The organism is Kribbella qitaiheensis (assembly GCF_042657745.1).
Taxonomy (GTDB): Bacteria; Actinomycetota; Actinomycetes; order Propionibacteriales; family Kribbellaceae; genus Kribbella; species Kribbella qitaiheensis.
The window spans coordinates 67,920-93,447 of sequence record NZ_JBHSKE010000044.1 but is presented as its reverse complement, the minus strand read 5'-3'; the positions used below and the strand labels follow the sequence as shown (position 1 = coordinate 93,447).

Genomic DNA, 25,528 nt, shown 5'->3' with positions numbered 1-25,528 from the left:
GATCCGCCCGCCCTTCTCAGTAACCCACGCTGACTGGGTGGTCGACCATCGCCGGATCACTGAGTGCCGCCAGCATCAGATGGGCGGTGTCAGCCCGGGAGATGCTGTAGGTGCGAGGGATGGTGCTACCGATGCCGACGCGGTACTGGCCGGTGAGCGGCTTGTCCGTGAGTTTGGGCGGCCGGACGATCGTCCAGTCGGTGCTGCTGCTCATGATGTCGGCCTCCATCAGCCGCAGGTCGGCGTACACGTCGGCCGCGAAGGCGTTGATCAGCGGCAGGAGGACGCGCCGGTTGAGGAAACTCTCGTCCGGCGGCAGTGGACCAAGCGGGATCGCGCTCACCGCCACGAGCCGCCGAACGCCGACCGCGGACATCGCCGCGAGGATCGCCCGAGTGCTCCCGGACGCGACCGGGCCGTCCTTGCGGCCGCGCGCGCCGACCCCGGAGATCACCGCCGCGCTGCCGTCCACCGCGGGCCGCAGTACCTCCTCGTCGGTGAGTCCGGGCACCCGGAACACCTCCAGCGACGGATGGTCCACCTCGAACCGCGAGGACTCGCGCACCACCGCCGCGACCTTGTGCCCGGCGGCGAGTGCCTGCTCCACCACGTGGCCACCGATCCTGCCGGTCGCCCCGAAAACCGTGATCTTCATCCGAACTCCTCCTGCTGATGACGGCCGATCTGCGGTAGCCTGCGCCGCAACAGCTGTTCCGTAAGTCGTATAATATGGGAATCATAATATATGGAATCGAAACAATCTAGCGATCCGCGCCGTCATCGCCGCGCGGCCACCGTGATCAAGACCTCATTGCGCGAGCTGCGCGTCCAGCTCGCGCTGCTGAACCACCAGATCGGCGGCCGGCTGGCCCTGAAGGACATCGATCTCGACTGTCTGGACGTACTGGGCAAGGACGGCCCGCTGACGCCGAGCGCGCTCGCCCGCCGCGTCGGCCTGCACCCGGCCACGCTGACCGGGATCCTCGACCGGCTGGAGCGCGGCGGCTGGATCGCCCGCGACCGCGACTCGGCCGACCGGCGCAGCGTCAGCATTCGGCTCCTCCCGGACCGCAACCGGGAGGTCTTCTACCTCTACCGCGGCATGAACGATGCGATGGACGACGTCTGCGCCGAATACACCGAGGCTGAGCTGGAACTCATCGCCGACTTCCTCCAGCGCAGCGCGGAGGCCGGTCGCACGTCGACCAGCGAGCTGGGTCAGGACTCGTAGAGCGCGATCAACGACCGGGCCAGCCGGCTGAGCTCGGCACGGAGCTCCGGCGGGTCGAGCACCTCGAGGCGATCGCCGTACCGGACGAGCTGTGTGGCCGCGTTGCCGATCGATTCGATCGGTACTGCGACCGTGATGCTGCCGTCCTCGTCGGGCTCTGCTCCGGTGTCAGCGATCGCCCTCAGCAGCAGGGTGGACGACAAGTCGCTGAGCCGGGTCACCAGCGGCGCCGAGATCCGGACCACCGCCTCGCTCGTGAACCGCCGCTGCTCGAACTGGTCCAAGTGGTCCTGCCAGTGCCGGCCGAGGTCGAACTCGGCCGGCCTGGTGAACTCGTCGTCGGTCGGGGTCAGCTCGAGGATGTTGGAGACGCGGTAGGTGCGGAGTCCCCCGGGGGTGGCGGCGACGACGTACCAGCTGCCGTTCTTGAGGACGAGGCCGTACGGCTCGAGGGTGCGCTCGACCTCCCGGGGTGCCTCCCAGCGCCGGTAGAGCACCTTGATCCGGCGGTCGTGCAGGACCGCCTCCGCGATCGCGGCGAGGTGCGGTGAGTCCTCGGCCTCGCGGTACCAGGCCGGCATGTCCAGGTGGAAGCGGTTCTTCAGCCGCCCGGCGCGATCCCGTTGATCGGGGCCCAGCGCGGCCAGGAGCTTGAGCTCGGCCGCACTCGTCTGTTCGGTCAGCCCGAGTGCAGCCGCAGGACCAGGCATGCCGACCATGAAGAGCGCGGCCGCCTCTCCCTCGGTGAGCCCGGTCAGCTTGGTGCGGTACCCGTCGACCAGGCGGTATCCCCCGGCCCGGCCCTGGTCGGCGTACACGGGGACTCCGGCGGCGGCCAGCGCCTCGACGTCGCGGTAGATCGTGCGGAGCGAGACCTCCAGCTCCTCGGCCAGTTCCCGAGCGGTCAGCTGACGGCGCGTCTGCAGCAGGAGCAGGATCGACAGCAGGCGACTCGAACGCATGGTTCGAGGCTACTCCGAAACACTGACATGACCTGTCAGGTTTCCACGAGAAGGTCTGGTCATGACGACATTGACCAAGCTGACGAACGACTTCGACTTCCTGACCGGACACTTCGACGTGGCTCATCGCGTGCTGCAGGCAACCGGTGAGTGGAAGGAGTTCACCGGGACCTGCACGGGCCGCACTCACTTCGACGGCGGCGTCAGCATCGACGAGGCGCGATTCGCCGGCGGCTACGGCCTGTCGCTCCGCCTCTACGACCCGGCCGACGAGACCTGGACTATCTACTGGGTCAACAGCAAGACCGGGAAGCTCCAGCCCCCGGTCCGCGGCAAGTGGACGGACGGCGTCGCCACGCTGTACGGCGAGGACGACCTCGGCGACCGGATGGTCCCCGTGCGGCTGCGCTGGTCCGACATCACCGAGGAGACCGCGCACTGGGAGCAGGCCTACTCGTCCGATGGCGGGGAGACCTGGGAGACCAACTGGACGATGGACCTGACCCGGCGGACCACGCAACCGCTGCCGCTGGACCTCCCCAAGGTGACCGGCGATTTCGACTTCTTCGTCGGCTCCTGGGACGTGCTCCACCGCCGCCTCGTGTCGCCGCTGACCGGTAGCGACGAATGGCGCGAACAGTCGGGCAGCACCTCGGAGGCGTACACGCTTTTCAACGGCGCGGTCTGCGTCGACGAGGTCACCCTCCCGGCCGACGGCGCACGCGGCATGACTGTCCGCCTGTACGACGTGGCTGCCGGGACCTGGTCGATCTACTGGATCAGCAGCCGCCGGGGTGTGCTCGAACCGCCCGTGCACGGCGGATTCGGTGCCGACGGCATCGGAGTACTGGAGGGTCCCGACGAGCACGAGGGCCGGCCGGTCGACGTCCGCTTCCGGTGGACCACGGGCGACGTACCGGTCTGGGAGCAGTTCTTCTCGGTCGACGACGGGGCGACCTGGGAGAGCAACTGGACGATGACCTTCTCCCGGCGAGGAGTCTGACCATGACGACCTGGACCAAGGAAACCGGCGACTTCGACTTCCTCGACGGCCACTTCGACGTCCGGCACCGGACGCTGAGCAAGGTGTTCGTCGGCAGCGACGACTGGCAGGAGTACGACGGGACGTGCAGTGCGCGGACCCACTTCGACGGCGCGATCAGCATCGACGAGATGCAGTTCCCGACCAAGGGGTCGTACGGGATGTCCGTGCGGCTGTTCGACCCGGTCGAGAAGCAGTGGACGATCTACTGGATCAGCAGCACCTCGATGGAGGTCCAGCCTCCGGTGAAGGGCGGGTGGAAGGACGGCTCGTGCTGGCTGGTCGGCGAGGAGGTACTCGACGGCAAGCCGATCCTGGTCAGCTACTCCTGGTCGGACATCGCCGAGACGACCGCGCACTGGGAGCAGTCCTTCTCCGACGACGGTGGAGAGACCTGGGAGGTCAACTGGACGATGGACTTCACCCGGCGCGACACCGAGCCGCCGCGGGTGGACATCGCGAAACCGACCAGCGACTTCGACTTCCTGGTCGGCGAATGGGACATGGCGAACGAGCGCCGCAAGCCGGCCCTGGGCGAGCCGGCGGAGTGGTACGAGGTGCCCTCGAAGATGAAGGTCTACTCGTACTTCGACGGCGCGATCAGCTTCGACGAAGGCTGGTTCCCGACCGAGGGATTCCGCGGCGCGACGCTGCGGCTGTTCCACCCGGAGACGAAGACCTGGTCGATCCACTGGATCAACAGCCTGCGCGGCCGGCTCGAGACACCGGTCATCGGTTCGTTCGGCACCGACGGCCTGGGCGTATTCGAAGGCCCCGACGAGTGGGACGGCCAACCGATCGACGTGCGCTTCCTCTGGACCCCCGGCACGGACCAGGCCGCCTGGCAACAATCCTTCTCCACCGACGGCGGCCAAACCTGGCTCCCCAACTGGCGCATGACGCACACCCGCACCGCCCCCCGCACCGCCTGACGCACCGCCTGACGCTTGCGTCCGAAGAACTGAGGCCCCTGACCCTCGGTTCTTCGGACGCAACGCTTTTCAGAGGGCGCGGGTGGCCAGGAGGGTGGAGAGTGCGGCCTGCGCGGACTCGTAGCCCTTGTCTTCGCGGCTGTCGGGGAGGCCCGCTCGGTCCAGGGCCTGCGGGTCGTTGTCGCAGGTCAGCAGGCCGAAGCCGACCGGTACTCCGGTCTCTACCGCGACCCGCATCAGGCCGTCGGTCGCCGCCTGGCAGACGTACTCGAAGTGTGGCGTGTCACCGCGGATCACCACGCCCAGCGCGACCACCACGTCGTACCCGCCCTTCGCCGCATGCAGCGCGGCGACCGGCAGCTCGAACGACCCGGGCACCCGGATCACCTTGTAGTCCGTGACACCTGAGTCGGCCAGTGCCCGCTCGGCCCCGGCGACCAAGGAGTCGGTCACCTTCGGGTGCCACTGGGCCGCGACGACCGCGACCCGGACTCCCTCGGCCCGCGGGATCTCGATGGTTGGTGCTCCACTGCCCGACATCAGCCGGCTCCGTTCTCGTCCGTGCCGGTGGGCAGGTGGTGGCCCATCCGGTCGCGCTTGGTCCGCAGGTACCGCAGGTTGTGTTCGGTCGGGTCGATCGAGATGCCCCGGCGCTCGACCACGTCGATGCCGTAGCCCTGGACACCCGACAGCTTGTCCGGGTTGTTGGTCAGCAGCTTCACCGAGGTGATCCCCAGGTCGGCCAGGATCTGCGCGCCGGTGCCGTAGTCACGGGCGTCGGCGGGCAGTCCGAGGTCGAGGTTCGCGTCGACCGTGTCGCGGCCGGCGTCCTGGAGCTCATACGCCTGCAGCTTGTGCAGCAGGCCGATCCCCCGGCCCTCGTGGCCGCGCATGTACACCACGACGCCGCCCTCGGCCGCGACCTGGCGCATCGCCTCGTCCAGCTGCGGACCACAGTCGCACCGCAGCGAGCCGAAGGCGTCACCCGTCAGGCACTCGGAGTGGAGCCGGACCAGCGTCGGGCCGTCCCCGATGTCGCCCCGGACGAGCGCGAGTTGCTCGGACCCGTCCACGGTGTTCCGGTAGCCGTGGGCAACGAAGTCGCCGTACCGGGTCGGCAGCGTGGTGGTCGCCACCCGCTTGATCTGGGTCTCGGTCCGTTGCCGATAACGGATCAGGTCCGCGATCGAGACCAGGACCAGGCCGTGCTCGTCCGCAAAAGTACGCAGGTCTTGCCCGCGCTTCATCGTGCCGTCGTCGTTCACCAGCTCGGAGATCACCGCGGCCGGCGTCAGCCCGGCGAGTCGCGCCAGGTCGATCGACGCCTCGGTGTGCCCCGGTCGGACCATTACGCCGCCCTCCCGCCCGCGCAGCGGGAAGATGTGCCCGGGCTGGACCAGGTCGTACGGCTCGGAGGCGGAGTCGGCCAGCACCCGGATCGTCCGGGACCGGTCCGCCGCCGAGATTCCGGTCGAGATGCTGTCGCGGGCATCGACCGAGATCGTGTATGCCGTCCGCATCCGCTCCCGGTTGTGAGGAGTCATCAACGGGATGCCGAGCCGGTCGAGCTCGGCCGCCTCCATCGGGACGCAGACCACGCCGGAGCTGTAGCGGATCAGGAACGCGAGCAGCTCGGGCGTCGCCTTCGACGCGGCGAAGATCAGGTCGCCCTCGTTCTCGCGGTCCTCGTCGTCGACCACGATGACCGGGCGGCCGGCCCGGATCTCGTCGATCGCATGCTCGATCGTGTCGAGCTTCAGCAGCTCACCCATGTCAACCCACCACCACTGGTTCGGGAGTCGACGCTGCCGCCGCCTCGCGGTTCTGGATCCGCCACCAGGCGGCGAACCCGATCACACAGAACAACCCGTAGACGACGTACATCGCCGCGCTCGGGTAGAACTTCGCCTGCACCAGCAGCGGTACGCCGACGACGTCCACCGCGATCCAGATCAGCCAGAACTCGACGAAACCGCGCGCCATCCCATAGGTGGCGAGGATCGAGCCGGTCAGGATCCACGCGTCCCACTGTGGCCCCCAGGAGCCCAGCGCCTTCAGCACGGCGTACGCGATCGCGTAGAGGACCACGCCGACGCCGAGCAGTTCCACGCGTTCCCTGCTGGACGCCCAGCGCGGGTTCACGCCGGTGGCGGCGCCCGCGTGGCGGGTCTGGTACCAGCGGTACCAGCCGTAGAGGCTGACCAGGGCGAAGAAGACCTGCCGTCCGGCCTGACCCCAGAGGTCCTTGTCCTGCGGGGTGTCGAACACCCCGCCGACGAACACCGTGAACAGCAAGACGTTGCCGATGATGCCGACCGGCCAGGCCGCGACCAGCCGGCGCATGCCGAACAGGGCGCTGCCGAGACCGAAGACGTTGCCGACGATCTCCCGGACCAGCACCGGCGAGCCGGCGATCGTCACCTGCTCGTGCAGCAACCAGTCGAAGAAGCTCATTCCTTGCCTCCAGCAACAGTGTCTGTCTGCGCGCCGGCGGTCAGCAGGCGCTCGACGTACTTGGCGATCACGTCCACCTCGAGGTTGACGGTGTCGCCGATCTTGTTCCGGCCGAGCACGGTCAGCTCGAGCGTGGTCGGGATCAGGCTGATCCCGAAGGTGCCGGTGCTGTCGTCCACGTCGGTGACGGTCAGGGACACCCCGTCGACGGCGATCGAGCCCTTCTCCGCGACGTACTTGAGGATGTCCGCCGGCGCCGCGATCCGGACGACCTCCCAGTGTTCGGCCGGCTCGCGACTCGCGATCGTGCCGACGCCGTCGACGTGGCCCTGGACGATGTGGCCGCCCAGCCGCGCGTGCGCGGTGACCGCACGCTCCAGGTTCACCCTGGAACCCTTGTCGACGCCGCCGAGGCTGGTGCGCTGCAGCGTCTCGCGCATCACGTCGGCCGTGAACGTGCCGTCCCCCTTCTCGACCACCGTCAGGCAACAGCCGTTGACCGAGATCGAGTCCCCGTGTCCGGCGTCCTCGGTCACCTTCGGCCCGCGGATGGTCAGCCGGGCGGCCTCACCCGCCAGCAGGTCGAGCGACTCGACGGTGCCAAGCTCTTCGACGATTCCGGTGAACATCTATTGCCCTCCAAGGGGAGTCAGGGTCAGCCGGACGTCGTCGCCGAGGCGGGTGACGTCCGCAAGGGTGAAGCGCCGCAGGTCGCCGATAGATTCCGCGCCCAGGTCGCCGATGGCGGAGAACCCCGAACCGAGGACCGCCGGAGCGACGTACGCGACGATCTGGTCGACCAGTCCGGCGCGGAGGAAGGCGGCGGCCAGGGTCGGGCCACCCTCGAGCCAGAGGTGCCGGATCTGGTGGTCGTCCAGCTGCCGGAGCACCTCGGCAGGGTCGTGGGTGGGGAGCAGCAGCGTCTCCGCCCGGTCGTTGCGGACCCGCGCGGTTTCCGGGATGTCGCGGTCGCCGACAACCACCCGGAGCGGCTGACGGCCGACTGGCCGGTTCTCCGCGTCGCGGACGGTCAGCTCGGGATCGTCGTCGAGCACGGTCTGGGTGCCGACCGCGATCGCGTCGCACTCGGCCCGCTTGCGGTGCACGTCGGCGCGCGCGAGCGGACCCGTGATCCACCGGCTCGACCGGTCCGGGGCCGCGCTCCGGCCGTCCAGGGTGGTGGCGAACTTCCAGGTCACGAACGGCCGTCCGGCCCGGATCGAGTGCAGCCAGACGTGGTTGACCTCTTCGGCCTCGTCCTGGAGCACGCCCTCCTCGACCCGGATGTTCTTGCTGGCGAGCTTCGCGGCTCCGCCCGACGCCTGGCGGCTCGGATCCGGTACGGCATACACGACCCGGGAGATGCCCGCCTCGATCAGGGCGTCGGCACACGGGCCGGTCCGGCCGGTGTGGTTGCACGGCTCCAGCGTGACGTACGCCGTACCGCCGCGGGCGCGGTCGCCGGCCATCCGCAAGGCCTCTACTTCGGCGTGCGGGCCGCCGGGGTAGGCGTGGAATCCCTCGCCGGCCGGATGTCCGTCGCGCCCGGTGATGACACAGCCGACGACAGGGTTCGGGTGGGTGGTGCCGATGCCCAGGGCGGCGAGCTCGACGGCACGACGCATCCAGGCGATGTCGATCGGCGACGCGTTGTTCACTGACGGTCCCTCGTTGTCACGGACGCGTCCGGGGTCGTGACAACCGGCGCGCACCGCTCCAACGTGTTTGAACCGCTCGGCGCAGCCCTGAGGCCGCGTCGTCCGGACGCCGGAGCGCACCCGCCGATCGCGTGCGCCTCCCATCCGGACTTTCACCGTCGGTCCTGGAATTCCACCAGGTCAACCGGCCGCCGAACTGTAACGGCCGGGTCGCGGACTATCACCGCCGGCTCGGAATTACACCGACCCCGGAGCACGCGAGTGGGTTCACTCGTGCTCCAAGTATGCCCCTCCCGCCAAACCCCACCACGACCTGGGTCACATCCTGGTATGCCGAACCGACCTGACTCGAGCGGGTCAGTCGAGGGGGGACATCCAGTCGGGGTTGCGGCCTACCAGGGCCAGGAGGGTGGAGAGGTCGGAGGCGCCGCCGGGGATCTTGACGCTGCGTTCGAAGGCGGCGCCGGGGCCGCGGGTCTCGTCGGTGTCGGGGATCCGGCGGGCCAGGCCGAGGGCCATCTCCACCATGTCGGCCGGTGGCTCGTACGGAGCGTCGATCGCGCGGGCCACGTCCCAGGCGTGCACGATGCAGTCGAGCTGGCGGAAGGTCAGCGCGACCCGGCGCGGGAAGGTGCCGAACTCGCGCACCTCCATCGGCTGGTCCAGCGCTCCGCCGTCGGCGAACGCGTCGGCGACCCGCACGTTCGACCGCCGGTAGGCGCCCGCGGGGTTGTCGCCGAGCCGTCCGCCGGTCCAGGTCTGCACCGGGGCCGAGCCGTCGATCGCCGCGGCGGCGAATCCCTCGTTCTCGCTGACGATGTGCCGCAGCAGGCCGCGGACCGTCCAGTCGGGACAGGGGGTGGGGAACCACAGGTGCTCAGGCCGCACCTGCATGATCACCTCGCCGAGTACCGCGCCGGCCCGCCGATCCAGATCCCGGATGTCCATCCGCTCTCCTCCTCGTCGTCCTGCCCTGGCCGAGCATAGGCCCGCGGCCCGGGGCGAAGGAAAACCAGATGCACTCGTCCGTAGAGGGTGAGGGCAGCCGAGAGCGTCCGCCCTACCGTTGGTTCGGGCTCGATCGGCCGTTCGCGGGAAGGAAGAGTATGAGCGACGCTGCAAAGGTCAGGAGCCGGGCGGGTGGGGTGCTCGCTGCCACGTGCATCTCGACGCTCGTGGTGAACGCGAACACCTCGGCGGTCAGCATCCTCCTACCCGCCATCTCGGAAGACACCGGCACCTCGGTGGAGACGCTGCAGTGGGCGGTGACCGGCTACTCGCTGGTCGGTGCCGCGGTCATCGTCACCTCGGGCTCGCTGGGTGACGTCTTCGGCCGCAGGCGGGTCTTCCAGCTGGGCCTCCTGCTGTTCGTGGCGTCGTGCGTGATGATCGCGCTCGCCGGATCCGGCGGGATGGTGATCGCCGGACGCGTGATCCAGGGCGCGGCCGGGGCGACCATCCTGGCGTGTGGTCTGAGCCTCCTGTCGGTCGCCAACGACGGAGCTGCCCAGTTGCGGGCGGTCTCCCTGTGGGGCGCGGCGGCGGCCGTCGGCGCGGCCGCCGGTCCGTTGCTGGGCGGCGTGCTCGTCGATGCCACCGGGTGGCAGGGGCTGTTCTGGATCGACGCCGGAGTGGCGTTGCTCTGCATGGTGCTGACCGCGGCGACGGTGAGCGAGTCGAGCGACCCGGATCGGCCGAGGACGATCGACTACGCGGGCACCGTGCTCATCGCGCTGACGCTGACGCCGCTCATCCTCGGGGTCTCCAAGAGCGGCGACTGGGGATGGCTCTCGCTGGCCACCCTGGGCTGCTTCGCGATCTCGATCGCTGCCGGGTACGCGTTCATCGCCGTCGAGCGGCGGGTCGCCGTGCCGCTGCTGGACCTCGCGCTGCTGCGCAACCGCGTCCTGGTGGGCTCGACCATCGCGATTCTCATCGGCGCGGGCACGATCAACGGGCTGATGTACCTGCTCAGCCTGTACTTCCAGGATCCCGCCGCCCTGGACTTCAGCCCGCTCGAGGCAGGCCTGGCGACGTTGCCGGCGACCGTCGGGCTCGTCGTCGTGGCCCCGCTCGTGCCGCGGCTGGCGGCGAAGTTCGGCGGCCGGCAGACGATCGGCGCCGGGTTCGCCCTCACCGCTGCCGGATTCGTCGTCGTGGGCTTCGTGGGCGCTTCGTGGACGTACGCCGCGTTCGTGCTGCCGCTGGTTGCCATCGCGGTGGGCATGGGAATGTCCAACGGTCCCGCGTCGTCGGCGGCGACGGCGTCGGTACCGGAGAACGAGGTCGGTGGGGCCTCCGGCGTCTCCAACATGGCCCGGTACGTCGGCGCCGCGGTGGCCACCGCTCTGGCCGCCACGATCTACGGCACCGTGATCGCCAACCAGACCGACGACGGCGCGTCGCAGGGTGACGCCCTGGCATCCGGCCTGGCCGCGGCCTCCTGGGTGATGGCGGTCTTCAGCTTCCTCGGCGTCCTGATGGCCTTCGTGATCGCCCGCCACCGCCAGGCGACCGGTACGTTGAACGACGCGGCCGCCGCGGCCGCGGCCCACGTCCACACCCTGCCGACCTCAGCAACGGCCGGACGAGCCGACCCCGAGCAAGGTAAGGCCGGCGCATCAGAGCGGACGCCGGGGTGAGGTCGACCGGGGCCACCGGGTGCCCCTGCTGCCGTGGCGTCGGAACGGACCGACCATCCGTGGGCCCGCGAGCCGGGTCTCCAGTCGGCGCGCCTCACGCTTGACCGGCTGCGCGAGGTACTGACCGAGGATCACGCCGGCCGCGAGCGCGAGCGCGGTGGCGAGCGCGGAGGCCAGCTCGAGGACGCCGTCCTTGCCCTCCGCGAAGAGGGCGAGTCCCCGGTAGATGTCGAGTCCTGGCAGGAGCGGCACGACCGCGGGGACCACCACGACGAGCGCCGGGACCCGGAATCGACCTGCGACGAGGTAGCAGACCGCGCCGATGGTGATGGCGGCGACCGCCGAACCCCAGGTCCGGCCGACCTCAGAGGTGTCGACGGTCAGCAGGACTCCCTGTCCGAGCGCCGCGACCAAGGCCACCGCTATCAGGGAGCGCCGCGGTGCGTACGACGCGAATGCGAAGGCCGCGGCGGCCAGTGCGGCGCCGAAAACGGTGACCCCGGCCTCTGCCAGGCCGGCCGCACCGGGCTCGAAGCTGATCAGGCCCACTCCGAGCATGTCGCCGACAGTAAGTCCTGCACCCACGCCGGCGATGATGCCCGCCGTGTTCAGCACGGCGTCGATCAGCCGGGCACTGGCCGTGACCGGGAAGCCGTTCAGTGCGTCCTGGGTGGCACCCATCATGCCGACTCCCGCGAGGAGGATGACGATCCCCGTCGTGACGACGCGGGACGGGTTCACCGCGAGCTCCGTGGCCGAGGCGATGACCGCTATGAGCGTGGCCACGAAGCCCCCCGCCGCATGCTGGTAGAACGCCGGGATGCGGTGCAGGGGCAGGAGCAACTGGGTCCCGTCGATCGCACAGGCCGTCAGGAAGGCGAGCAGGCACACGATGGGGCTGCCGCCCAGGGTGAGCGCGATACCAGTTCCCATCACGCCCCAGCCGACGGTCACCGCCCAGCGGGGCCGGTGGTGGCCGGTGGACACGATCCGGGCGAGCTGGTCACCAGCCTCGCGTCGGGTGATATCACCGGCGACGAGGCGGTTCACCATCTCGTCGACCTCGATCAGGTTCGCGTAGTCGACCGGGCGCCGCGTCACCCGGCGAACCTGAATGGCGGCGGGCTCGTCGCTGGTGGGTTGGTGGTGGAGGGTCAGGTCTACGAACGTCACGTCCGCGGTCACGTTGCGCACTCCGCAGGCCCGGGTCACCGCCAGCATGGTGACCGTGACATCAGCCGCCCCGGCCCCGGACGACAGGAGGACCTCGCCGATCCGCAGCGCCAGATCGAGCGTTTCGTAAACCTCGCGTCGCTCCGTCATGTCCCGTCCGATCACAACACCCAGAGTCACGCCGCGCGCCGGGCGCAGGACGGACGACACTGATCAGGTAGCCATCGTCGGTGCCTCGGACCCCCTGCGTCATCGTCCGGCACGGGTGATTGGTTGGGCCCCGAGCCCGACGCCGCCGCGCTTTCCGGAGGATCGACCACACCCCGCCCCGGCCACCCAGTAGCCTGAGCGCATGCCCGGGACGCTCTACATCACAGGTGACAAGGCCGCGGACGGTCTGCTGAACGAGGATGGAACCGCCTTGCTGATCGGCATGCTGCTGGATCAGCAGGTGCCGATGGAGTGGGCCTTCGCTGGTCCGGCCAAGCTCAAGGAACGGCTCGGCCACCTCGACGCGAACAGGATCGCCGCGATGGGCGTCGAGGAGTTCGTCGCGGTCTGCGCGGAGAAGCCGTCGATCCACCGGTTCCCCGGCGCGATGGGTAAGCGGATCCACCAGGTCTGCACGGTGCTCGCCGACGAGTACGAGGGCCAGGCGGCGAACATATGGACGGGCGTCGACACGGGTGCCGAGCTGTACCGCCGGCTGCACGCGCTGCCCGGGTACGGCGAGGAGAAGTCGAAGATCTTCGTCGCCATCCTGGCCAAGACCCAGGGCGTCCGCCCGGAGGGCTGGCGGGAGGCCGCCGGCAAGTTCGGCGACGACATCCCCCGCTCGGTCGCGGACATCGACGGCCCCGAGTCCCTCGCCAAGGTCCGCGAGTGGAAGAAGGCCCAGAAGGCCGCCAAACGCGACAAGCAGGACAACGCCGTCGGCTGACCTCCGGCGATCAGGCGCGCGCGGGGGTCCGGGTGCGCCAGAGGAGGTAGACGAAGTACGGGGCGCCGATCAGGGCGGTGAGTAGGCCGGCGGGGATCTGCGCGGGGGCCAGGACGGTGCGGCCCATGCTGTCGGCGACGCTGACGAGGACCGCGCCGAGCAGCGCGGCGACCGGGAGCAGGCGTGCGTGCCGTCCGCCGACCAGCGCTCGCGCCGCATGCGGTGCGACCAGGCCGACGAAGCCGACCACGCCGATGGCTGACACGGCCGCGGCCGTCATCAACGCGGCACCGACCAAGGCGACCAACCGCGTCCGCTCGAGCCGTACTCCGAGGATGCGCGGCACGTCGTCGTCGAGAGACAGCAGGTCCAGCTCGCGCCGGGCCAGCACGATGATCGGCGTCAGCACCAGCAGTGCCGCGGCGACGGGGATGACCTGCGGCAGAGTCCGGCCGTAGGTGCTGCCGGACAGCCACGTCATCGCCAGGCTGATGTTCCACGGATCCGTGTAGACGATGACGAAGGTGATGATCGCGGTCGTCGCCGACGAGACGCCGACCCCGATCAGCACCAGCCGGTCCGAACTGAGCCCACCCCTCCAGGAGACCAGATAGACCAGCGCGAAGGTGGCCAGTGCGGCGGCCGCGGCGACGCCGGACAGCAGCCAGATACTCGCGGCCGGCGCCACCATGAGCGTGATGACCGCACCGACGCCGGCACCGCCGGTGATGCCGAGAATGCCCGGCTCCGCCAGCGGATTGCGGCACACGGCCTGCACGGTGGCGCCGGCGATCGCGAGCGCCGCGCCGCACAGCACGGCCGACAGCACCCGCGGGAAGCGCTGGTCGAGGACGTAGGTGATCGCCCGGCCGGAGCGGCCGTTGATCCAGTTCACGATGTCGCCGGTCCGCAGGAAGGCGTCACCGGCCAGCATCGCGAACACCAGCGCGCCGACGAGCGTCACGATGAGCACGCCGAGGACGATCCAGAAGGTCCGCAGACTGCGCAGCCCGGAACTGGCTCCCGCGCCCGCCTGCCGGCTGGGGCCGGAGTCGCGGTACCGGCGGGCCAGCCAGACGAGCACGATCGCGCCGACGAGCATCGTCATGATGCCGGTCGGGATCTCCACCCCGGCCTGACCACCCAGCAGCGCCCGCAGGATCACGTCGGCGCCGAGCACCACCAGTACGCCGGCCAGTCCCGACAGCGGCAGCAGCATCCGATGCCTCATCAGCCCGGGGACCAGCGGCGCGATCAGCCGGACGAGCACCGGCGCGACCAGCCCGACGAATCCCACCGGCCCGGCGACGGTGACAGCCGCGGCCGACAACAGGACGGTGACGAGCGTGATCCAGACCCGCGTCCGGCGGACCCGGACACCGAGCACCGCCGCGGTGTCGTCGCCCAGGGCAAGGATGTCCAGTTTGTTGGCCAGCAGCAACGATCCGATCAGGCCGAGGGCAACGACCGGAGCCATCTGCGCGACCGCGTCCAGGTCGGTCTGGACCAGCGTGCCGCTCCCCCACGCGAAGGTGCCGATCGTCTCCTCGCGGTACAGCAGCAACAGCAACGTGGTCACCCCGGCGAGCGCCATCGCGACCGCCGAGCCGGCCAGGATCAACCGCGTCGGCCCGGACGTCCCACCCGCGGAAAGACTCAGCACCAGTACTGCGGCCGCCAGTCCGCCGAGGAAGGCGACTCCACCGGCGGGCAGCACCGGCAGCGGGATCCCGAAGGCGGCGACGGCGACCACGGCCAGGTAGGCCCCGGCGTTCACACCTAGCGTGTCCGGCGAGGCCAGCGGGTTCCGGGCGAGTGACTGGAGTCCCGCACCGGCGACTCCGAGCGCGAGCCCGACGAGCATGCCGGCCAACAGCCGGGGCAACCGCGACGCCACGAGCACGTTCGCCGAGTTGTCCGTCCCTTGGCCGACAACCAGCCGGAGCAGGTCTCCGGCGTTCACCGAGGACGTGCCCTGGGTCAGGTGCACCGCGGCGAGCACAGCCACCGCGATCAGCGCGATGGCGAACACCCCGGCCACGCGGATCCGGCGTACCGGCTCCAGCGGGACCGAGGCGACGTCGGGTCGCGGCGCGGTCAGCTGGGTCAAGAGGTGACTGCCTGCACGGTGGCGTCGATGAACTGCTCGGTCGACTTCGGCCCGCCGAACATCCAGATGCCGTCCGCCAGCCGGTGCACGTTGCCGGCCTTCACGAACGGCAGGTTCTTCCAGATCGCGTTCTTGGACAGGTCACCGCCGAACACGTCACCGCCGTCGGTGGTGGAGGCGATGTAGAGGAAGTCGCCGTCCGGCAGCTTGGTCAGGCCCTCGATGTCGGTCTGCGCCAGGCCGTAGTCCTTGTCCCCGGCACCGGTCCAGGAGTTCTTCAGCCCCAGCTCACCCGCGACGGCGCCGAGCAACGAGCCGGTGGTGAACATCCGGATCGAGATCGTGCTGCCCTGCTTGTAGCCGTCGGCCATCGTGAACGCGCCACCCGCCTTGCCTGCGTCGGCGATCTTCTGCTTGCCGTCGGCAAGGGCCTTGTCGAAGTCGGCGAGCGCGGCCTTGGCCTGGTCGGACTTGCCGACCGCCTGGCCGATCAGCTCGAGGTTCGTCCTCATCTGCGGGATCGCGTTCGCCGCGTCCGCGCCGCGCACCACCAGCACCGGCGCGGCCTTCTCGAGCTGGGCGATCGTGCTCGCCGACTCGTCGGTGGTGACGATCACCAGATCGGGGTTCAGGGCAACGATCGCGTCGACGCTGGCCTCACCGCGGGTGCCGACGTCCTTGACCGATGGGTCGAGCTTGGCCGCGGTCACCCAGGTGGTGTAGCCCTTGGTGTCCGCGACGCCGACCGGCATCACGCCGAGGGTGACCAGGTTCTCGACCACACCCCACTCCAGCCCGACCACCTTGGTGGCGGGGGCTTTCAGGTCGATCTTCTTGCTCCTGGCGTCGGTGACCGACACCGGCTGGGCGGCGGCCGAACTGTCCGCCTCGGGCGTGACGTTCTCGCTGCTTCCACACGCGGTGAGCACTAGCGCCAGAGCAGCGGCGGCCAGGGCGGTGACTCGTCTCATCAGAACCTCAGGTGTTTTGAAGGGTGGGTCGTTGGGTGTGCTTGCCGATCGGCCGGGTGCTCAGCAGGCCGGTGGCGGGATCGGTGCCGACCTCGATCCGGATCCCGTAGGTCTCGGACAGCGCGTCGGCCTCGAAGACCTCGGCGGGCGTACCGGTGGCGCGGATCCGGCCGCGATCCAGCAGTGCGATCCGGTCGGCCACCGCGGCGGCCTGGTTCAGGTCGTGCAGCACCACGCCGACGGCGACCCCGTGGTCGTCGGCGAGGTCGCGCATCAGGTCGAGGATCTCGATCTGGTAGCGCAGGTCGAGGAACGTGGTCGGCTCGTCGAGCAGCAGGACGCCGGTGTCCTGGGCCAGGCAGGTCGCTAGCCAGACGCGCTGCAGTTCGCCGCCGGACAGCTCGTCGACGGCCCGTTCGGCCATCATCGTGACGCCGGTGACGTCCATCGCGTGGTTGATCGCCTGGTTGCCGTCCGGGTCGTCGTTCCGCCAGCGACCGCGGTACGGGTGGCGTCCGTAGCCGACGACGTCGCGGACGCTGACACCGTTCGGGGTCGGGCGGGACTGCGAGAGCAGGGTGACGCGCCGAGCGAAGTCCTTCGAGGACAGCGCGAGAGCGGACTGCCCGTCCGGGAAGGCGATCTCGCCGGACTCCGGCTTGTGCAGCCGGGCCAGGGCACGCAGCAGCGTCGACTTGCCGCTGCCGTTCGGCCCGACGAGTGCGGTGACACTGGCGGCCTCGATGCGCAGAGACGCGCCGTCGACCACCTGATGACCGTGATAGCCGAGGTGTAGATCGACGCCGGCCAGCCCCACTGACTCTCGCATGGGCTGAAGGTTAGCCTCACCTAACTAAGCTTGTCAGCTTCACGATCAGTACTTGGACGGTGACAGATTCAGAGCGTCGCGGCGAGACGGGTGCCCTGGTCGATGGCGCGTTTGGCGTCGACTTCCGCGGCTACGTCGGCGCCTCCGATCAGGTGGACGGAGACACCCGCGGCGCGGAGGTCGTCGGCGAGGTCGCGGACGGGCTCCTGTCCGGCGCAGATGACGACGGTGTCGACGGCGAGGGTGCGGGGCTTCTCGCGCTTCGGGCCGAAGCTGATGTGCAGGCCCTCATCGTCGATGCGTTCGTAGTTCACCCCGCGCAACTGCTCGACCTGCTTGTTCTTCAGGGCCGCGCGATGCACCCAGCCGGTGGTCTTACCCAGACCCGCACCGATCTTGCCGGGCTTGCGCTGCAGCAGGAAGACCTGGCGTGGCGACGGCTCGGGCCGCGGTTTCGTGAGTGCGCCCGCCGCCAGTTGCGGATCGGTGACACCCCACTCCGCCTTCCACGCCGCCAAGTCGAGGGTCGGCGAGTCTGCCGTAGTGAGGAACTCGCTGACGTCGACGCCGATCCCACCGGCGCCGACCACCGCCACCCGATCCCCGACGGGTCGCCCGAGGCGCACGACCTCGACGTACGAGAGGACCTTCTCGTGGTCGATGCCGGGGATTGCCGGGATCCGCGGGACCACCCCGGTGGCGAGCACGACCTCGTCGAAACCGCGCAGGTCCTCGGCGCTCGCGCGGCGGCCGAGGTGCACCTTGACGCCGGTGAGCTCTAGCCGGCGACCGTAGTACCGGATGGTCTCGGCGAACTCCTCCTTGCCGGGGATCCGCCGGGCGATGCCGAACTGGCCGCCGATCTCGTCGTCCGCCTCGAACAACTCGACCTCGTGCCCCCGCTCGGCCGCGGTGACCGCCGCCGAGAGTCCGGCCGGCCCGGCGCCCACGACCGCGATCCTGCGCGTACGACGGGTCGGCAGCAGCACGAGCTCCGTCTCCCTGGCGGCCCGGGGATTCACCATGCAGCTGGCCTTGCGCTTGGCGAAAACGTGGTCCAGACAGGCCTGGTTGCAGGCGATGCAGACGTTGATCTCGTCGGCCCGGTCGGTGGTTGCCTTGAGCACCCACTCGGGGTCCGCCAGGAACGGCCGGGCCATGCTGATCAGGTCGGCGTCGCCCCGGGCCAGCACCTCCTCGCCGACCTGCGGCAGGTTGATCCGGTTCGAGGTGACTACCGGGATCCGCACGTGCGGACGGAACGCGGCCGTGATCGAGGTGAACGCCGCCCGCGGCACCGACGTGACGATGGTCGGCACCCGGGCCTCGTGCCAGCCGATCCCGGTGTTGATGATCGACGCGCCGGCCTGCTCGATCTCCTTGCCCAGCGCAACGACCTCGGCCCAGTCCTGGCCACCTTCGACCAGGTCCGCCATCGAGAGCCGGTAGATGATCAGGAAGTCCGGGCCGACGCGTTGCCGGATACCCCGGACGATCTCGACCGCGAGGCGGCGCCGGTTCTCCGCGCTGCCACCCCAGCGATCCTTGCGCTTGTTCGTCCGTTCGGCCAGGAACTGGTTGATGAAGTATCCCTCGGAGCCCATCACTTCGACGCCGTCGTAGCCGCCCTCGCGAGCCAGCGCGGCGCACTCGACGTACGCGTCGATCTGGCGGCGGACGCCGCGATCTGAGAGTGCGCGCGGCTTGAACGGGTTGATCGGCGCCTTCAGCGCGGACGCCGAGACGCTGAACGGGTGGTACGCGTACCGCCCCGCGTGCAGGATCTGCAGCGCGATCAGACCGCCCTCCGCGTGTACGGCGTCGGTGACGACCCGGTGCTTGCGCGCCTGCCTGCGGCTGGTCAGCCGGGAGCCGAAGGGAGTCAGCCAGCCGGTCCGGTTCGGAGCGTAGCCGCCGGTGACGATCAGGCCGACACCACCGCGGGCCCGCTCGGCGAAGTACGCCGCGAGCTTGGGCAGGTCCTTCGCCCGGTCCTCGAGCCCGGTGTGCATCGAGCCCATGATCACCCGGTTCCGCAGGGTGACGTGGCCGAGGTCCAGCGGTGCCAGCAGGTGCGGGTACTCGGTCATCGGGTGCGCTCCGATCGTGGTGCCCTAGTCGATGGGGACAGCGCTTGGAGGACTTCGTCGCACCAGGCCACGAAGGACTCCTCCGCGCGGATGCCGCCGCGCAGGACGAGGTACTGGTGGAGCTCCCGGCCGGCGAGCTTGCCGGGCTTGGGGAAGTCGCGGCGCTCGATGCCGCGGTAGACCTCGAGCCGGACCGAGTGTTCGCCGCGATGCCGCTCCACCTCACGGAGTACGGCGTCGGTGTCGCCGAGGGAGGCGCCGCGGAGCTTCACGCCCAGGCCGTCGCGGAGCACGGCCGGCTCGATCGGCTCGGCGAGCCAGCGGGTCAGTTCGTCGCGGCCGGCGTCGGAGACCTCGTAGACCTTCTTGTCCGGCCGGCCGTCCTGCGCCACCTCGGTGTGGGTGACCCAACCGGCGTCGTCCATCCGGCGCAGTACCCGGTAGATCTGCTGGTGGGTCGCGGGCCAGAAGTACCCGATCGACCGGTCGAACCGCCGGGCCAGCTCGTAACCGGAGCCGGCCCGTTCGGTGAGCGAGACGAGGATCGCGTGCTCGAGGGCCATGACGCCGAGGCTACCTATGCAACTCGTTGCACTGCACCTGATTGCAAGCAGCGTCACACTGAACAAGGGTTGGCCGCGTGCTGGAGAATGTTGCAGACGCCATCTATCGCGGGAGCGGACGAACCATGGACCAGCAGGCTCACCCGACCAGGACCACGCTGCCGGGCATCGGTGTCCGGTACGACCTGACCACCGACGGCGGCAAGCACGTCTCGGTGGTGGCGCACACGGACGGGCGGCGATTCCTCGGCTTCCACGACCCCGATGACGACGACAACTGCCGCGCCTCCGTCCCACTGACTCCGGCGGAGGCGTCCGCCCTGGGACAACTGCTGACCCCGGCACCGATCGACCCGCTGCACAGCGACATCGAGATCGACCTGGTCACCGAGCAGATCCCGGTCACCGGCAGATCGCCGTACTCCGGCCGAACCCTTGGCGACACCCAGGTCCGCAGCCGGACGGGCGCGTCGATCGTGGCGGTACTGCGCCGCTCCGGCGCGGTGCCGTCGCCGGCGCCGGACTTCCGGTTCGCGATCGGCGACACCCTCGTGGTGGTCGGCACGCGCGAAGGCGTGGACGCCGCGGCAGACCTCATCACGGGAGGCTGAGATGCACGACACCACAGCCCTGCTCGTCGAGCTCGGCGCGGTTCTGCTTGCCCTCGGCATCCTCGGCCGGATCGCCTGGCGGTTCGGCTTCTCCCCGATCCCGCTCTACCTGCTGGCAGGTCTGGCCTTCGGGCACGGCGGCCTGCTGCCGTTGGCCGCCTCGGAGGAGTTCGTTGCCACCGGCGCCGAGATCGGCGTCATCCTGCTGCTGTTGCTGCTCGGCCTCGAGTACACCGCAGCCGATCTGGTCGGCACGCTGAAGACGCAGTACGTGTCCGGGGTGGTCGACTTTCTGCTGAACGCGTTGCCCGGTGCCATCGCTGCGTTGCTGCTCGGCTGGGGACCGGTCGCGGCCGTGGCGCTGGCCGGCGTCACCTGGATCTCGTCGTCCGGCGTGATCGCGAAGGTACTCGGCGACCTCGGCCGGCTGGGCAACCGGGAGACACCGGTGATCCTCGGCATCCTGGTGCTCGAAGACCTGTCGATGGCGGCCTACCTGCCGATCCTGACCACGTTGCTGGCCGGGGTCGGACTGGCCGGCGGCAGCATCACCGTGCTGGTCGCACTGGGTACGGTGAGCATCGTGCTGTTCGTCGCCCTGCGCTATGGGCGGTGGATCAGCCGGGCCGTCTCCTCGGACAGCCCGGAGATGTTGCTCCTCGTCGTGCTGGGTATGACCCTGCTGGTCGCGGGGATCGCGCAGGAACTGCAAGTCTCCGCCGCGGTCGGCGCGTTCCTGGTCGGCATCGCCTTGTCCGGCGAGGTCGCGCACGGCGCCCGGAACCTGCTCAGCCCGCTGCGCGACCTGTTCGCCGCGGTGTTCTTCGTGTTCTTCGGGCTGAGCACCGATCCCGCCCAGATCCCGCCCGTGCTCGGCATCGCGCTCGCCCTCGCCGTCCTGACCGCGCTGACGAAGGTCGGCACCGGCTGGTACGCCGCCCGCCGCGCCGGCGTCGGTACGGCGGGCCGCTGGCGCGCGGGTGGAACGCTGGTGGCGCGCGGCGAGTTCTCGATCGTGATCGCCGGCCTCGCGGTCGGGGTGGAACCACGCCTCGGCCCGCTCGCGACGGCGTACGTGCTGATCCTGGTCATCCTCGGACCGCTCGCCGCCCGCTTCACCGAACCGATCGCCAAGAAGCTCACCACCCGGCGCAGCAAGTCGACCTCCGCGTCGATCAGCGTGGGTGGTTGACGCGCTGGTTCACGGCGGCGAGGGTGACGGTCTGGTCGATCCGGCGCTGCCGGGTCTCTGGGCGCTTGGCGAGAGCGATCCATTCGAGGATTAGCCGCTTCGACGAGGGCGAGAACGCCTGGAAGTGCTTGGCCGCCGCGTCGCACCGGTCGAACTCGGCCTGCAGATCGGCGGGGATCACGCCGTTCTGCGCCTCGGCGAGGCAGTCCCAGGTGCCGGTCCGCCGCGCCAGGTCGATCAGTTCCTGACCCGGCTCCTCCATCAGGCCCTCGGCGAGCAACCGCTCGACCCGGTCCCGGTTGACCTGGCTCCAGGTACTGCGCGGGTTGCGCGGGGTGAAGGTCTGGTACGTGCTCTGCCCGTCGCGCCGGACTGTCTTGCTGTCGATCCACCCGAAGCACAGTGCGTGCTCGACCGCCTCGGCGAGCTGGATGCCCTCGGCGCTGCCCTTGCGGTGGACGACCAGCCAGACCGACCGCTCGGTCCGCCCGTTCAGCGCCAGCCACTCGCGCCACTCCTCGACACTCGCCGGGTGGAACGCCTCGGCGTCGGTGACGACCTGCGGGGTCTTGACCAGGGTGCTCATCTCGCGCTGCCTTCCGTCGATCTGCTCGTCTGGAAGCCAGCATGCGCCCGATAACTGCTCACCCAATGAGCACTTTCATCGGGGACTTCAGAAGAGTACGTCGGCGCATTCGTGGTCGAGCAGCCGCTGCTTGCGGTCCAGGCCGCCGCCGTACCCCGTGAGGCTGCCGGTCGAGCCGACCACGCGGTGACACGGGACGATGATGCTGACCGGGTTCTTCCCGTTCGCGAGCCCGACCGCGCGGGAGGCGCCGGGCACCAGACCGAGCGAGGCCGCGAGCTCCCCGTACGTCGTGGTCTCGCCGTACAGGATGTCCTGCAGGGCGGTCCACACCCGCCGCTGGAACGGCGTCCCGGTCAGGGCGAGGGGGACGTCGAAGGTGGTGCGCTCGCCGGCGAAGTACTCCTTCAACTGCTGCACGACCCCGGGCAGCACCGAGTCGTCCCGCACCCCGAAGGTCTCGAGCGGCGGCCGGTGGCGGTGCTGCTCCATGTAGAGCCCGGCGAGCTCGCCCTGGTCCGTCGCCACCAGGGTGAGTCGGCCGAGCGGGCTGTCGATCACGGCGTACGTCATCGTCGAGCTTCCCACTGCGCCCGGGTGATGCGGTAGAACACATGCCGCTCGAGCCGGTGGCCGGGCTCCAGTTTCGGGTGGTCGAAGTCGCCGGCCTCGTCGTGCGTCATGCCGATGCGCTCCATCACCCGCTGGGACGGCTTGTTGGTGGTCGCGGTGAACGAGACGATCTCCTCCAGCCCGGCCGGACCGAAGCCGTACGCCAGTGACGCACGGGCCGCTTCGCTCGCATATCCGTTGCCCCAGGCATCCTTCGACAGACGCCAGCCGATCTCGACCGCGGGCATGAAGTGCGCCTCGAAGCTCGGCACCGACAGCCCGGTGAAGCCGATGAATCGGCCGGTGTCGAGCACCTCCAACGCCCACAGCCCGAACCCGCGCTCGTCCATCGACGTCTTGGTCCGGTCGATCAGCCCGTCGCTGGCCTCTCGGGTCATCGGCGCCGGGAAGTGTTCCATCACGGCCGGGTCCGCGTTCATCGCCGCGAACGGCTCGTAGTCGCTGTCCTGCCACTGTCGCAGCAGCAGGCGGTCGGTCTTCAGCTCGGTCATCTCACTCCGCGGAGGTCTCGGGAATCTTGTTGATGGCGTGGTCTCCGGTCGCCCAGAGGTACTGCACCGCATAAGCACGCCAGGGACGCCAGGCCCGGGCATGCGCGATCAGCGCTTTCGGCGCCTCGGGCAACCCGAGGTCGCGGGCGGCGTACCGGACGCCCAGATCGCTGGCCACGAAGGCGTCCGGGTCACCGAGCGCCCGCATCGCGATCGACTCGACGGTCCAGGGGCCGATCCCCGGCAGGGCCGCGAGCTGCTCGCGCGCCTCGTCCCAGTCGCTGCCCGCGCCGAGGTCGATCTCGCCGGCCGCGAGCGTCGCGATCAACGTGGTCAGCGTCGTCCGCCGGGACTTCGGGAAGGCCAGCGTCTCCGGATCGAGCCCGGCCAGCGCATCCATCCGGGGGAACAGGTGGGTCAACCCGCCACCCGCATCCTCGATGGGTTCCCCGTACGCCTGCACCAGCCGGCTCGCATGCGTCCGCGCCGCAGCCGTCGACACCTGCTGCCCGAGCACAGCCCGTACTGCGAACTCGGCGCCGTCCACGGTCCTCGGCACCCGGCGGCCCGGTGCCTTCTCCACCAGCGGCGCGAGCACCGGATCGGTCCGGAGCAGGTCGTCGACGGCGGTCGGGTCCGCGTCGAGGTCGAGCATCCGGCGGCACCGGCTGATCGCGATCGAGAGGTCGCGCTGGTCCGTCAACGACAACTGACAGGCGATGTGGTCGGGCATCGGGCTGAGCGCGACCACGCCGTGCCCGTGCGGCAGTCGCAGGGTGCGGCGGTACGCCCCGCCGCGCCACTCCTCGACCCCGGGTACACCGGTCGCGATGAGGTGCCCGAACAAGTTGTCCGGAGTCATTGGCGCACGGAACGGCAGCCGCAGGGAGATTGTGCCGGCAGCGGTCGACCGGGTACCGCGCTTGACCCTGCTGCGCAGTTCGGTCGGCGACAGCGCGAACACCTCCTGCACGGTCTCGTTGAAGGTCCGCACGCTCGAGAACCCGGCCGCGAAGGCGACGTCGGCCATCTGCAGCGAACTCGTCTCGATCAGCAGCCGAGCCGTCTGGGCCCGCTGAGCCCGTGCCAGGGCGAGCGGCCCCGCGCCAAGCTCCGCCTGGAGCTGCCGCTGCACCTGGCGAACGCTGTACCCCAGCTGGGTCGCCAACCCCGGTACGCCGTCGCGGTCGACCACCCCGTCGCCGATCAACCGCATCGCGCGGGCGACCAGGTCGGCGCGGTCGTTCCACTCCGGTGACCCCGGGCTCGCGTCCGGCCGGCAGCGCTTGCAGGCGCGGAACCCGGCCTGCTGAGCGGCGGCCGCGCTCGGGTAGAAGCGCATGTTCTCGACCTTGGGCGGCACCACCGGGCAGCTCGGGCGGCAGTAGATCCGGGTGGTCAGGACCGCGGTGAAGAACCAGCCGTCGAACCGGGCGTCCTTCGACTGGACCGCTCGGACGCAACGCTCGACGCATTCATACACGTCGCCCAGCATCCCCGGCCGCGCCGACACTTTCTAGCGGTTTTACGCCATCGAGGTGGACGGCCCGGTCAGCGGAAATGCGACCTGAGGATCCCGGGTCGCATTTCCGCCAGCTTCCGGTCCGCCCGGCCGCTGGACTGGAGGGACAGGAATCCCTGCAGCACAACGAGAAACGGACACCCGGAACAATGACCGAACTGACTGGCAAGCTGGCCCTCGTCACCGGCGGGAGCCGCGGGATCGGCGCCGCGACCGCGATCGCCCTGGCCGACCGTGGCGCCGACGTGGCCCTCACCTACAACAGCTCGCCTGACGACGCGGCGGCTGTAGTCAAGCAGATCGAGGCGCTCGGCCGCCGCGGCTTCGCGGTCGAGGCAGACGCCGCCGACGCGGCCGCCGTGACCGCGGCGGTCACCCGCGCGGTCGACGTACTCGGTGGGCTCGACATCTTCGTCAACAACGCGGGCGTCGGGGCGATGGGGCTGATCACCGACGTCGCCCTCCCGGATCTGGACCGAGTGCTCGCGGTCAACGTCCGCGGTGTGTACGTCGCCGCGCAGGCCGCCGCGGCACGGTTGTCGGACGGCGGCCGGATGATCCACCTCGGCAGTTGCATCTCGGAGCGCAACGCCGGCCCGGGCATGACGTTGTACGCGATGAGCAAGTCCGCCCTGGTCGGCCTGAACAAGGGGCTCGCGCGCGATCTGGGCAGTCGCCGGATCACCTCGAATGTCGTACAGCCGGGTCCGACGGACACTTCCATGAATCCGGCGGACGGTCCGCTGGCGGCCGCACAGCGGGCCTTCCTCGCACTCGACCGCTTCGGCACAGTCGACGACGTGGCCGCGGCGGTCGTCTACCTGGCGGGTCCGGGCGGCGGTTACGTCACCGGCACCGAGCTCACGGTCGACGGCGGCCATGCGGCCTGAGTAGCT

26 protein-coding genes and 1 riboswitch are annotated in these 25,528 nt (G+C 70.0%); of the genes, 8 read left to right on the top strand and 18 right to left on the bottom strand.

Annotated features, from left to right (window positions below; genetic code table 11):
- Positions 1 to 16: 16 nt before the first annotated feature.
- Positions 17 to 655, bottom strand: a complete 639-nt coding sequence (locus ACFPJ1_RS28035) for an NAD(P)-dependent oxidoreductase (protein WP_380108413.1) — start codon at positions 653 to 655, stop codon at positions 17 to 19.
- A 90-nt stretch (positions 656 to 745) separates the two neighbouring features.
- On the opposite strand from ACFPJ1_RS28035, the gene ACFPJ1_RS28030 reads away from it, so the two are divergent.
- The gene (locus tag ACFPJ1_RS28030; protein WP_380108411.1) at positions 746 to 1,231 is read left to right on the top strand and encodes a MarR family winged helix-turn-helix transcriptional regulator; all 486 of its coding nucleotides are present in this window, start codon (positions 746 to 748) and stop codon (positions 1,229 to 1,231) included.
- On the opposite strand, the gene ACFPJ1_RS28025 is transcribed toward ACFPJ1_RS28030, so the two are convergent.
- Positions 1,219 to 2,193 carry a helix-turn-helix transcriptional regulator gene (locus ACFPJ1_RS28025; RefSeq protein WP_380108409.1) on the bottom strand — a complete coding sequence of 325 codons (975 nt, stop codon included), beginning with the start codon at positions 2,191 to 2,193 and terminating at the stop codon, positions 1,219 to 1,221. The two genes, ACFPJ1_RS28030 and ACFPJ1_RS28025, sit on opposite strands and share 13 nt — an antisense overlap.
- Before the next feature lie 61 nt (positions 2,194 to 2,254).
- Between ACFPJ1_RS28025 and ACFPJ1_RS28020 the strand changes: the two genes are divergently transcribed.
- Positions 2,255 to 3,196, top strand: a complete 942-nt coding sequence (locus ACFPJ1_RS28020) for a hypothetical protein (RefSeq protein WP_380108408.1) — start codon at positions 2,255 to 2,257, stop codon at positions 3,194 to 3,196.
- A gap of 2 nt (positions 3,197 to 3,198) precedes the next feature.
- Positions 3,199 to 4,167: a hypothetical protein gene (locus ACFPJ1_RS28015; RefSeq protein WP_380108406.1), complete on the top strand. Its 969-nt coding sequence runs from the start codon at positions 3,199 to 3,201 to the stop codon at positions 4,165 to 4,167.
- Positions 4,168 to 4,236: 69 nt separating this feature from the next.
- Here ACFPJ1_RS28015 and ribH read toward each other — a convergent pair whose 3' ends face one another.
- From ribH to ACFPJ1_RS27985, 6 genes are all read right to left on the bottom strand, one after another.
- Complete coding sequence (gene ribH, locus ACFPJ1_RS28010) at positions 4,237 to 4,707, bottom strand: 6,7-dimethyl-8-ribityllumazine synthase (RefSeq protein ID WP_380108404.1); 471 nt, start codon at positions 4,705 to 4,707, stop codon at positions 4,237 to 4,239.
- On the bottom strand, positions 4,707 to 5,939 hold the full coding sequence (locus ACFPJ1_RS28005) for a bifunctional 3,4-dihydroxy-2-butanone-4-phosphate synthase/GTP cyclohydrolase II (RefSeq protein WP_380108403.1): 1,233 nt from the start codon (positions 5,937 to 5,939) through the stop codon (positions 4,707 to 4,709). The genes ribH and ACFPJ1_RS28005 overlap by 1 nt, the downstream gene beginning before the upstream one ends.
- A gap of 1 nt (position 5,940) precedes the next feature.
- On the bottom strand, positions 5,941 to 6,621 hold the full coding sequence (gene pnuC / locus ACFPJ1_RS28000; protein ID WP_380108402.1) for a nicotinamide riboside transporter PnuC: 681 nt from the start codon (positions 6,619 to 6,621) through the stop codon (positions 5,941 to 5,943).
- A complete protein-coding gene (locus tag ACFPJ1_RS27995; protein WP_380108400.1) occupies positions 6,618 to 7,250 on the bottom strand; it encodes a riboflavin synthase in 633 nt (210 codons plus the stop codon). Before ACFPJ1_RS27995 ends, pnuC begins: the two co-directional genes overlap by 4 nt.
- A complete protein-coding gene (gene ribD, locus ACFPJ1_RS27990) occupies positions 7,251 to 8,279 on the bottom strand; it encodes a bifunctional diaminohydroxyphosphoribosylaminopyrimidine deaminase/5-amino-6-(5-phosphoribosylamino)uracil reductase RibD (protein ID WP_380108399.1) in 1,029 nt (342 codons plus the stop codon). It lies immediately after the preceding gene.
- 128 nt (positions 8,280 to 8,407) lie between these two features.
- A riboswitch (FMN riboswitch) is annotated at positions 8,408 to 8,539 on the bottom strand.
- 97 nt (positions 8,540 to 8,636) lie between these two features.
- Entirely contained in the window at positions 8,637 to 9,227 is a 591-nt protein-coding gene (locus ACFPJ1_RS27985; RefSeq protein ID WP_380108397.1) for a TIGR03086 family metal-binding protein, read from the bottom strand.
- A gap of 158 nt (positions 9,228 to 9,385) precedes the next feature.
- On the opposite strand from ACFPJ1_RS27985, the gene ACFPJ1_RS27980 reads away from it, so the two are divergent.
- Positions 9,386 to 10,921, top strand: a complete 1,536-nt coding sequence (locus ACFPJ1_RS27980; protein ID WP_380108395.1) for an MFS transporter — start codon at positions 9,386 to 9,388, stop codon at positions 10,919 to 10,921.
- Here ACFPJ1_RS27980 and ACFPJ1_RS27975 read toward each other — a convergent pair.
- Complete coding sequence (locus ACFPJ1_RS27975; protein ID WP_380108393.1) at positions 10,901 to 12,244, bottom strand: threonine/serine exporter family protein; 1,344 nt, start codon at positions 12,242 to 12,244, stop codon at positions 10,901 to 10,903. The genes ACFPJ1_RS27980 and ACFPJ1_RS27975 overlap by 21 nt on opposite strands.
- A gap of 202 nt (positions 12,245 to 12,446) precedes the next feature.
- Between ACFPJ1_RS27975 and ACFPJ1_RS27970 the strand changes: the two genes are divergently transcribed.
- Entirely contained in the window at positions 12,447 to 13,034 is a 588-nt protein-coding gene (locus ACFPJ1_RS27970) for an HhH-GPD-type base excision DNA repair protein (protein ID WP_380108392.1), read from the top strand.
- A gap of 10 nt (positions 13,035 to 13,044) precedes the next feature.
- Here ACFPJ1_RS27970 and ACFPJ1_RS27965 read toward each other — a convergent pair whose 3' ends face one another.
- The 5 genes from ACFPJ1_RS27965 to ACFPJ1_RS27945 all read right to left on the bottom strand — a co-directional run bounded on the left by ACFPJ1_RS27965 (position 13,045) and on the right by ACFPJ1_RS27945 (position 19,597).
- On the bottom strand, positions 13,045 to 15,144 hold the full coding sequence (locus tag ACFPJ1_RS27965) for an iron ABC transporter permease (protein WP_380108390.1): 2,100 nt from the start codon (positions 15,142 to 15,144) through the stop codon (positions 13,045 to 13,047).
- Positions 15,141 to 16,115 carry an ABC transporter substrate-binding protein gene (locus tag ACFPJ1_RS27960; RefSeq protein ID WP_380108389.1) on the bottom strand — a complete coding sequence of 325 codons (975 nt, stop codon included), beginning with the start codon at positions 16,113 to 16,115 and terminating at the stop codon, positions 15,141 to 15,143. The genes ACFPJ1_RS27965 and ACFPJ1_RS27960 overlap by 4 nt, the downstream gene beginning before the upstream one ends.
- A gap of 7 nt (positions 16,116 to 16,122) precedes the next feature.
- The gene (locus ACFPJ1_RS27955) at positions 16,123 to 16,944 is read right to left on the bottom strand and encodes an ABC transporter ATP-binding protein (protein WP_380108387.1); all 822 of its coding nucleotides are present in this window, start codon (positions 16,942 to 16,944) and stop codon (positions 16,123 to 16,125) included.
- 68 nt (positions 16,945 to 17,012) lie between these two features.
- The gene (locus ACFPJ1_RS27950) at positions 17,013 to 19,034 is read right to left on the bottom strand and encodes an oxidoreductase (protein WP_380108385.1); all 2,022 of its coding nucleotides are present in this window, start codon (positions 19,032 to 19,034) and stop codon (positions 17,013 to 17,015) included.
- Complete coding sequence (locus ACFPJ1_RS27945) at positions 19,031 to 19,597, bottom strand: PadR family transcriptional regulator (RefSeq protein ID WP_380108383.1); 567 nt, start codon at positions 19,595 to 19,597, stop codon at positions 19,031 to 19,033. Before ACFPJ1_RS27945 ends, ACFPJ1_RS27950 begins: the two co-directional genes overlap by 4 nt.
- A gap of 125 nt (positions 19,598 to 19,722) precedes the next feature.
- Here ACFPJ1_RS27945 and ACFPJ1_RS27940 point away from each other — a divergent pair, with 125 nt between their 5' ends.
- Both ACFPJ1_RS27940 and ACFPJ1_RS27935 read left to right on the top strand, forming a co-directional pair.
- A complete protein-coding gene (locus tag ACFPJ1_RS27940; protein ID WP_380108382.1) occupies positions 19,723 to 20,208 on the top strand; it encodes a cation:proton antiporter regulatory subunit in 486 nt (161 codons plus the stop codon).
- Between the two features lies 1 nt (position 20,209).
- Complete coding sequence (locus ACFPJ1_RS27935; protein ID WP_380108381.1) at positions 20,210 to 21,400, top strand: cation:proton antiporter; 1,191 nt, start codon at positions 20,210 to 20,212, stop codon at positions 21,398 to 21,400.
- On the opposite strand, the gene ACFPJ1_RS27930 is transcribed toward ACFPJ1_RS27935, so the two are convergent.
- The 4 genes from ACFPJ1_RS27930 to ACFPJ1_RS27915 form a co-directional block, all read right to left on the bottom strand.
- A complete protein-coding gene (locus tag ACFPJ1_RS27930) occupies positions 21,384 to 21,986 on the bottom strand; it encodes a YdeI/OmpD-associated family protein (RefSeq protein WP_380108379.1) in 603 nt (200 codons plus the stop codon). The genes ACFPJ1_RS27935 and ACFPJ1_RS27930 overlap by 17 nt on opposite strands.
- 87 nt (positions 21,987 to 22,073) lie before the next feature.
- The gene (locus tag ACFPJ1_RS27925; protein WP_380108378.1) at positions 22,074 to 22,559 is read right to left on the bottom strand and encodes a methylated-DNA--[protein]-cysteine S-methyltransferase; all 486 of its coding nucleotides are present in this window, start codon (positions 22,557 to 22,559) and stop codon (positions 22,074 to 22,076) included.
- Entirely contained in the window at positions 22,556 to 23,110 is a 555-nt protein-coding gene (locus ACFPJ1_RS27920; RefSeq protein WP_380108376.1) for a GNAT family N-acetyltransferase, read from the bottom strand. Before ACFPJ1_RS27920 ends, ACFPJ1_RS27925 begins: the two co-directional genes overlap by 4 nt.
- Position 23,111: 1 nt before the next feature.
- Positions 23,112 to 24,593: an AlkA N-terminal domain-containing protein gene (locus tag ACFPJ1_RS27915; RefSeq protein ID WP_380108375.1), complete on the bottom strand. Its 1,482-nt coding sequence runs from the start codon at positions 24,591 to 24,593 to the stop codon at positions 23,112 to 23,114.
- Between the two features lie 188 nt (positions 24,594 to 24,781).
- Here ACFPJ1_RS27915 and ACFPJ1_RS27910 point away from each other — a divergent pair, with 188 nt between their 5' ends.
- Positions 24,782 to 25,522 (top strand): SDR family NAD(P)-dependent oxidoreductase, encoded by a 741-nt coding sequence (locus ACFPJ1_RS27910; RefSeq protein ID WP_380108373.1) that lies wholly within the window; start codon positions 24,782 to 24,784, stop codon positions 25,520 to 25,522.
- Positions 25,523 to 25,528: the final 6 nt, after the last annotated feature.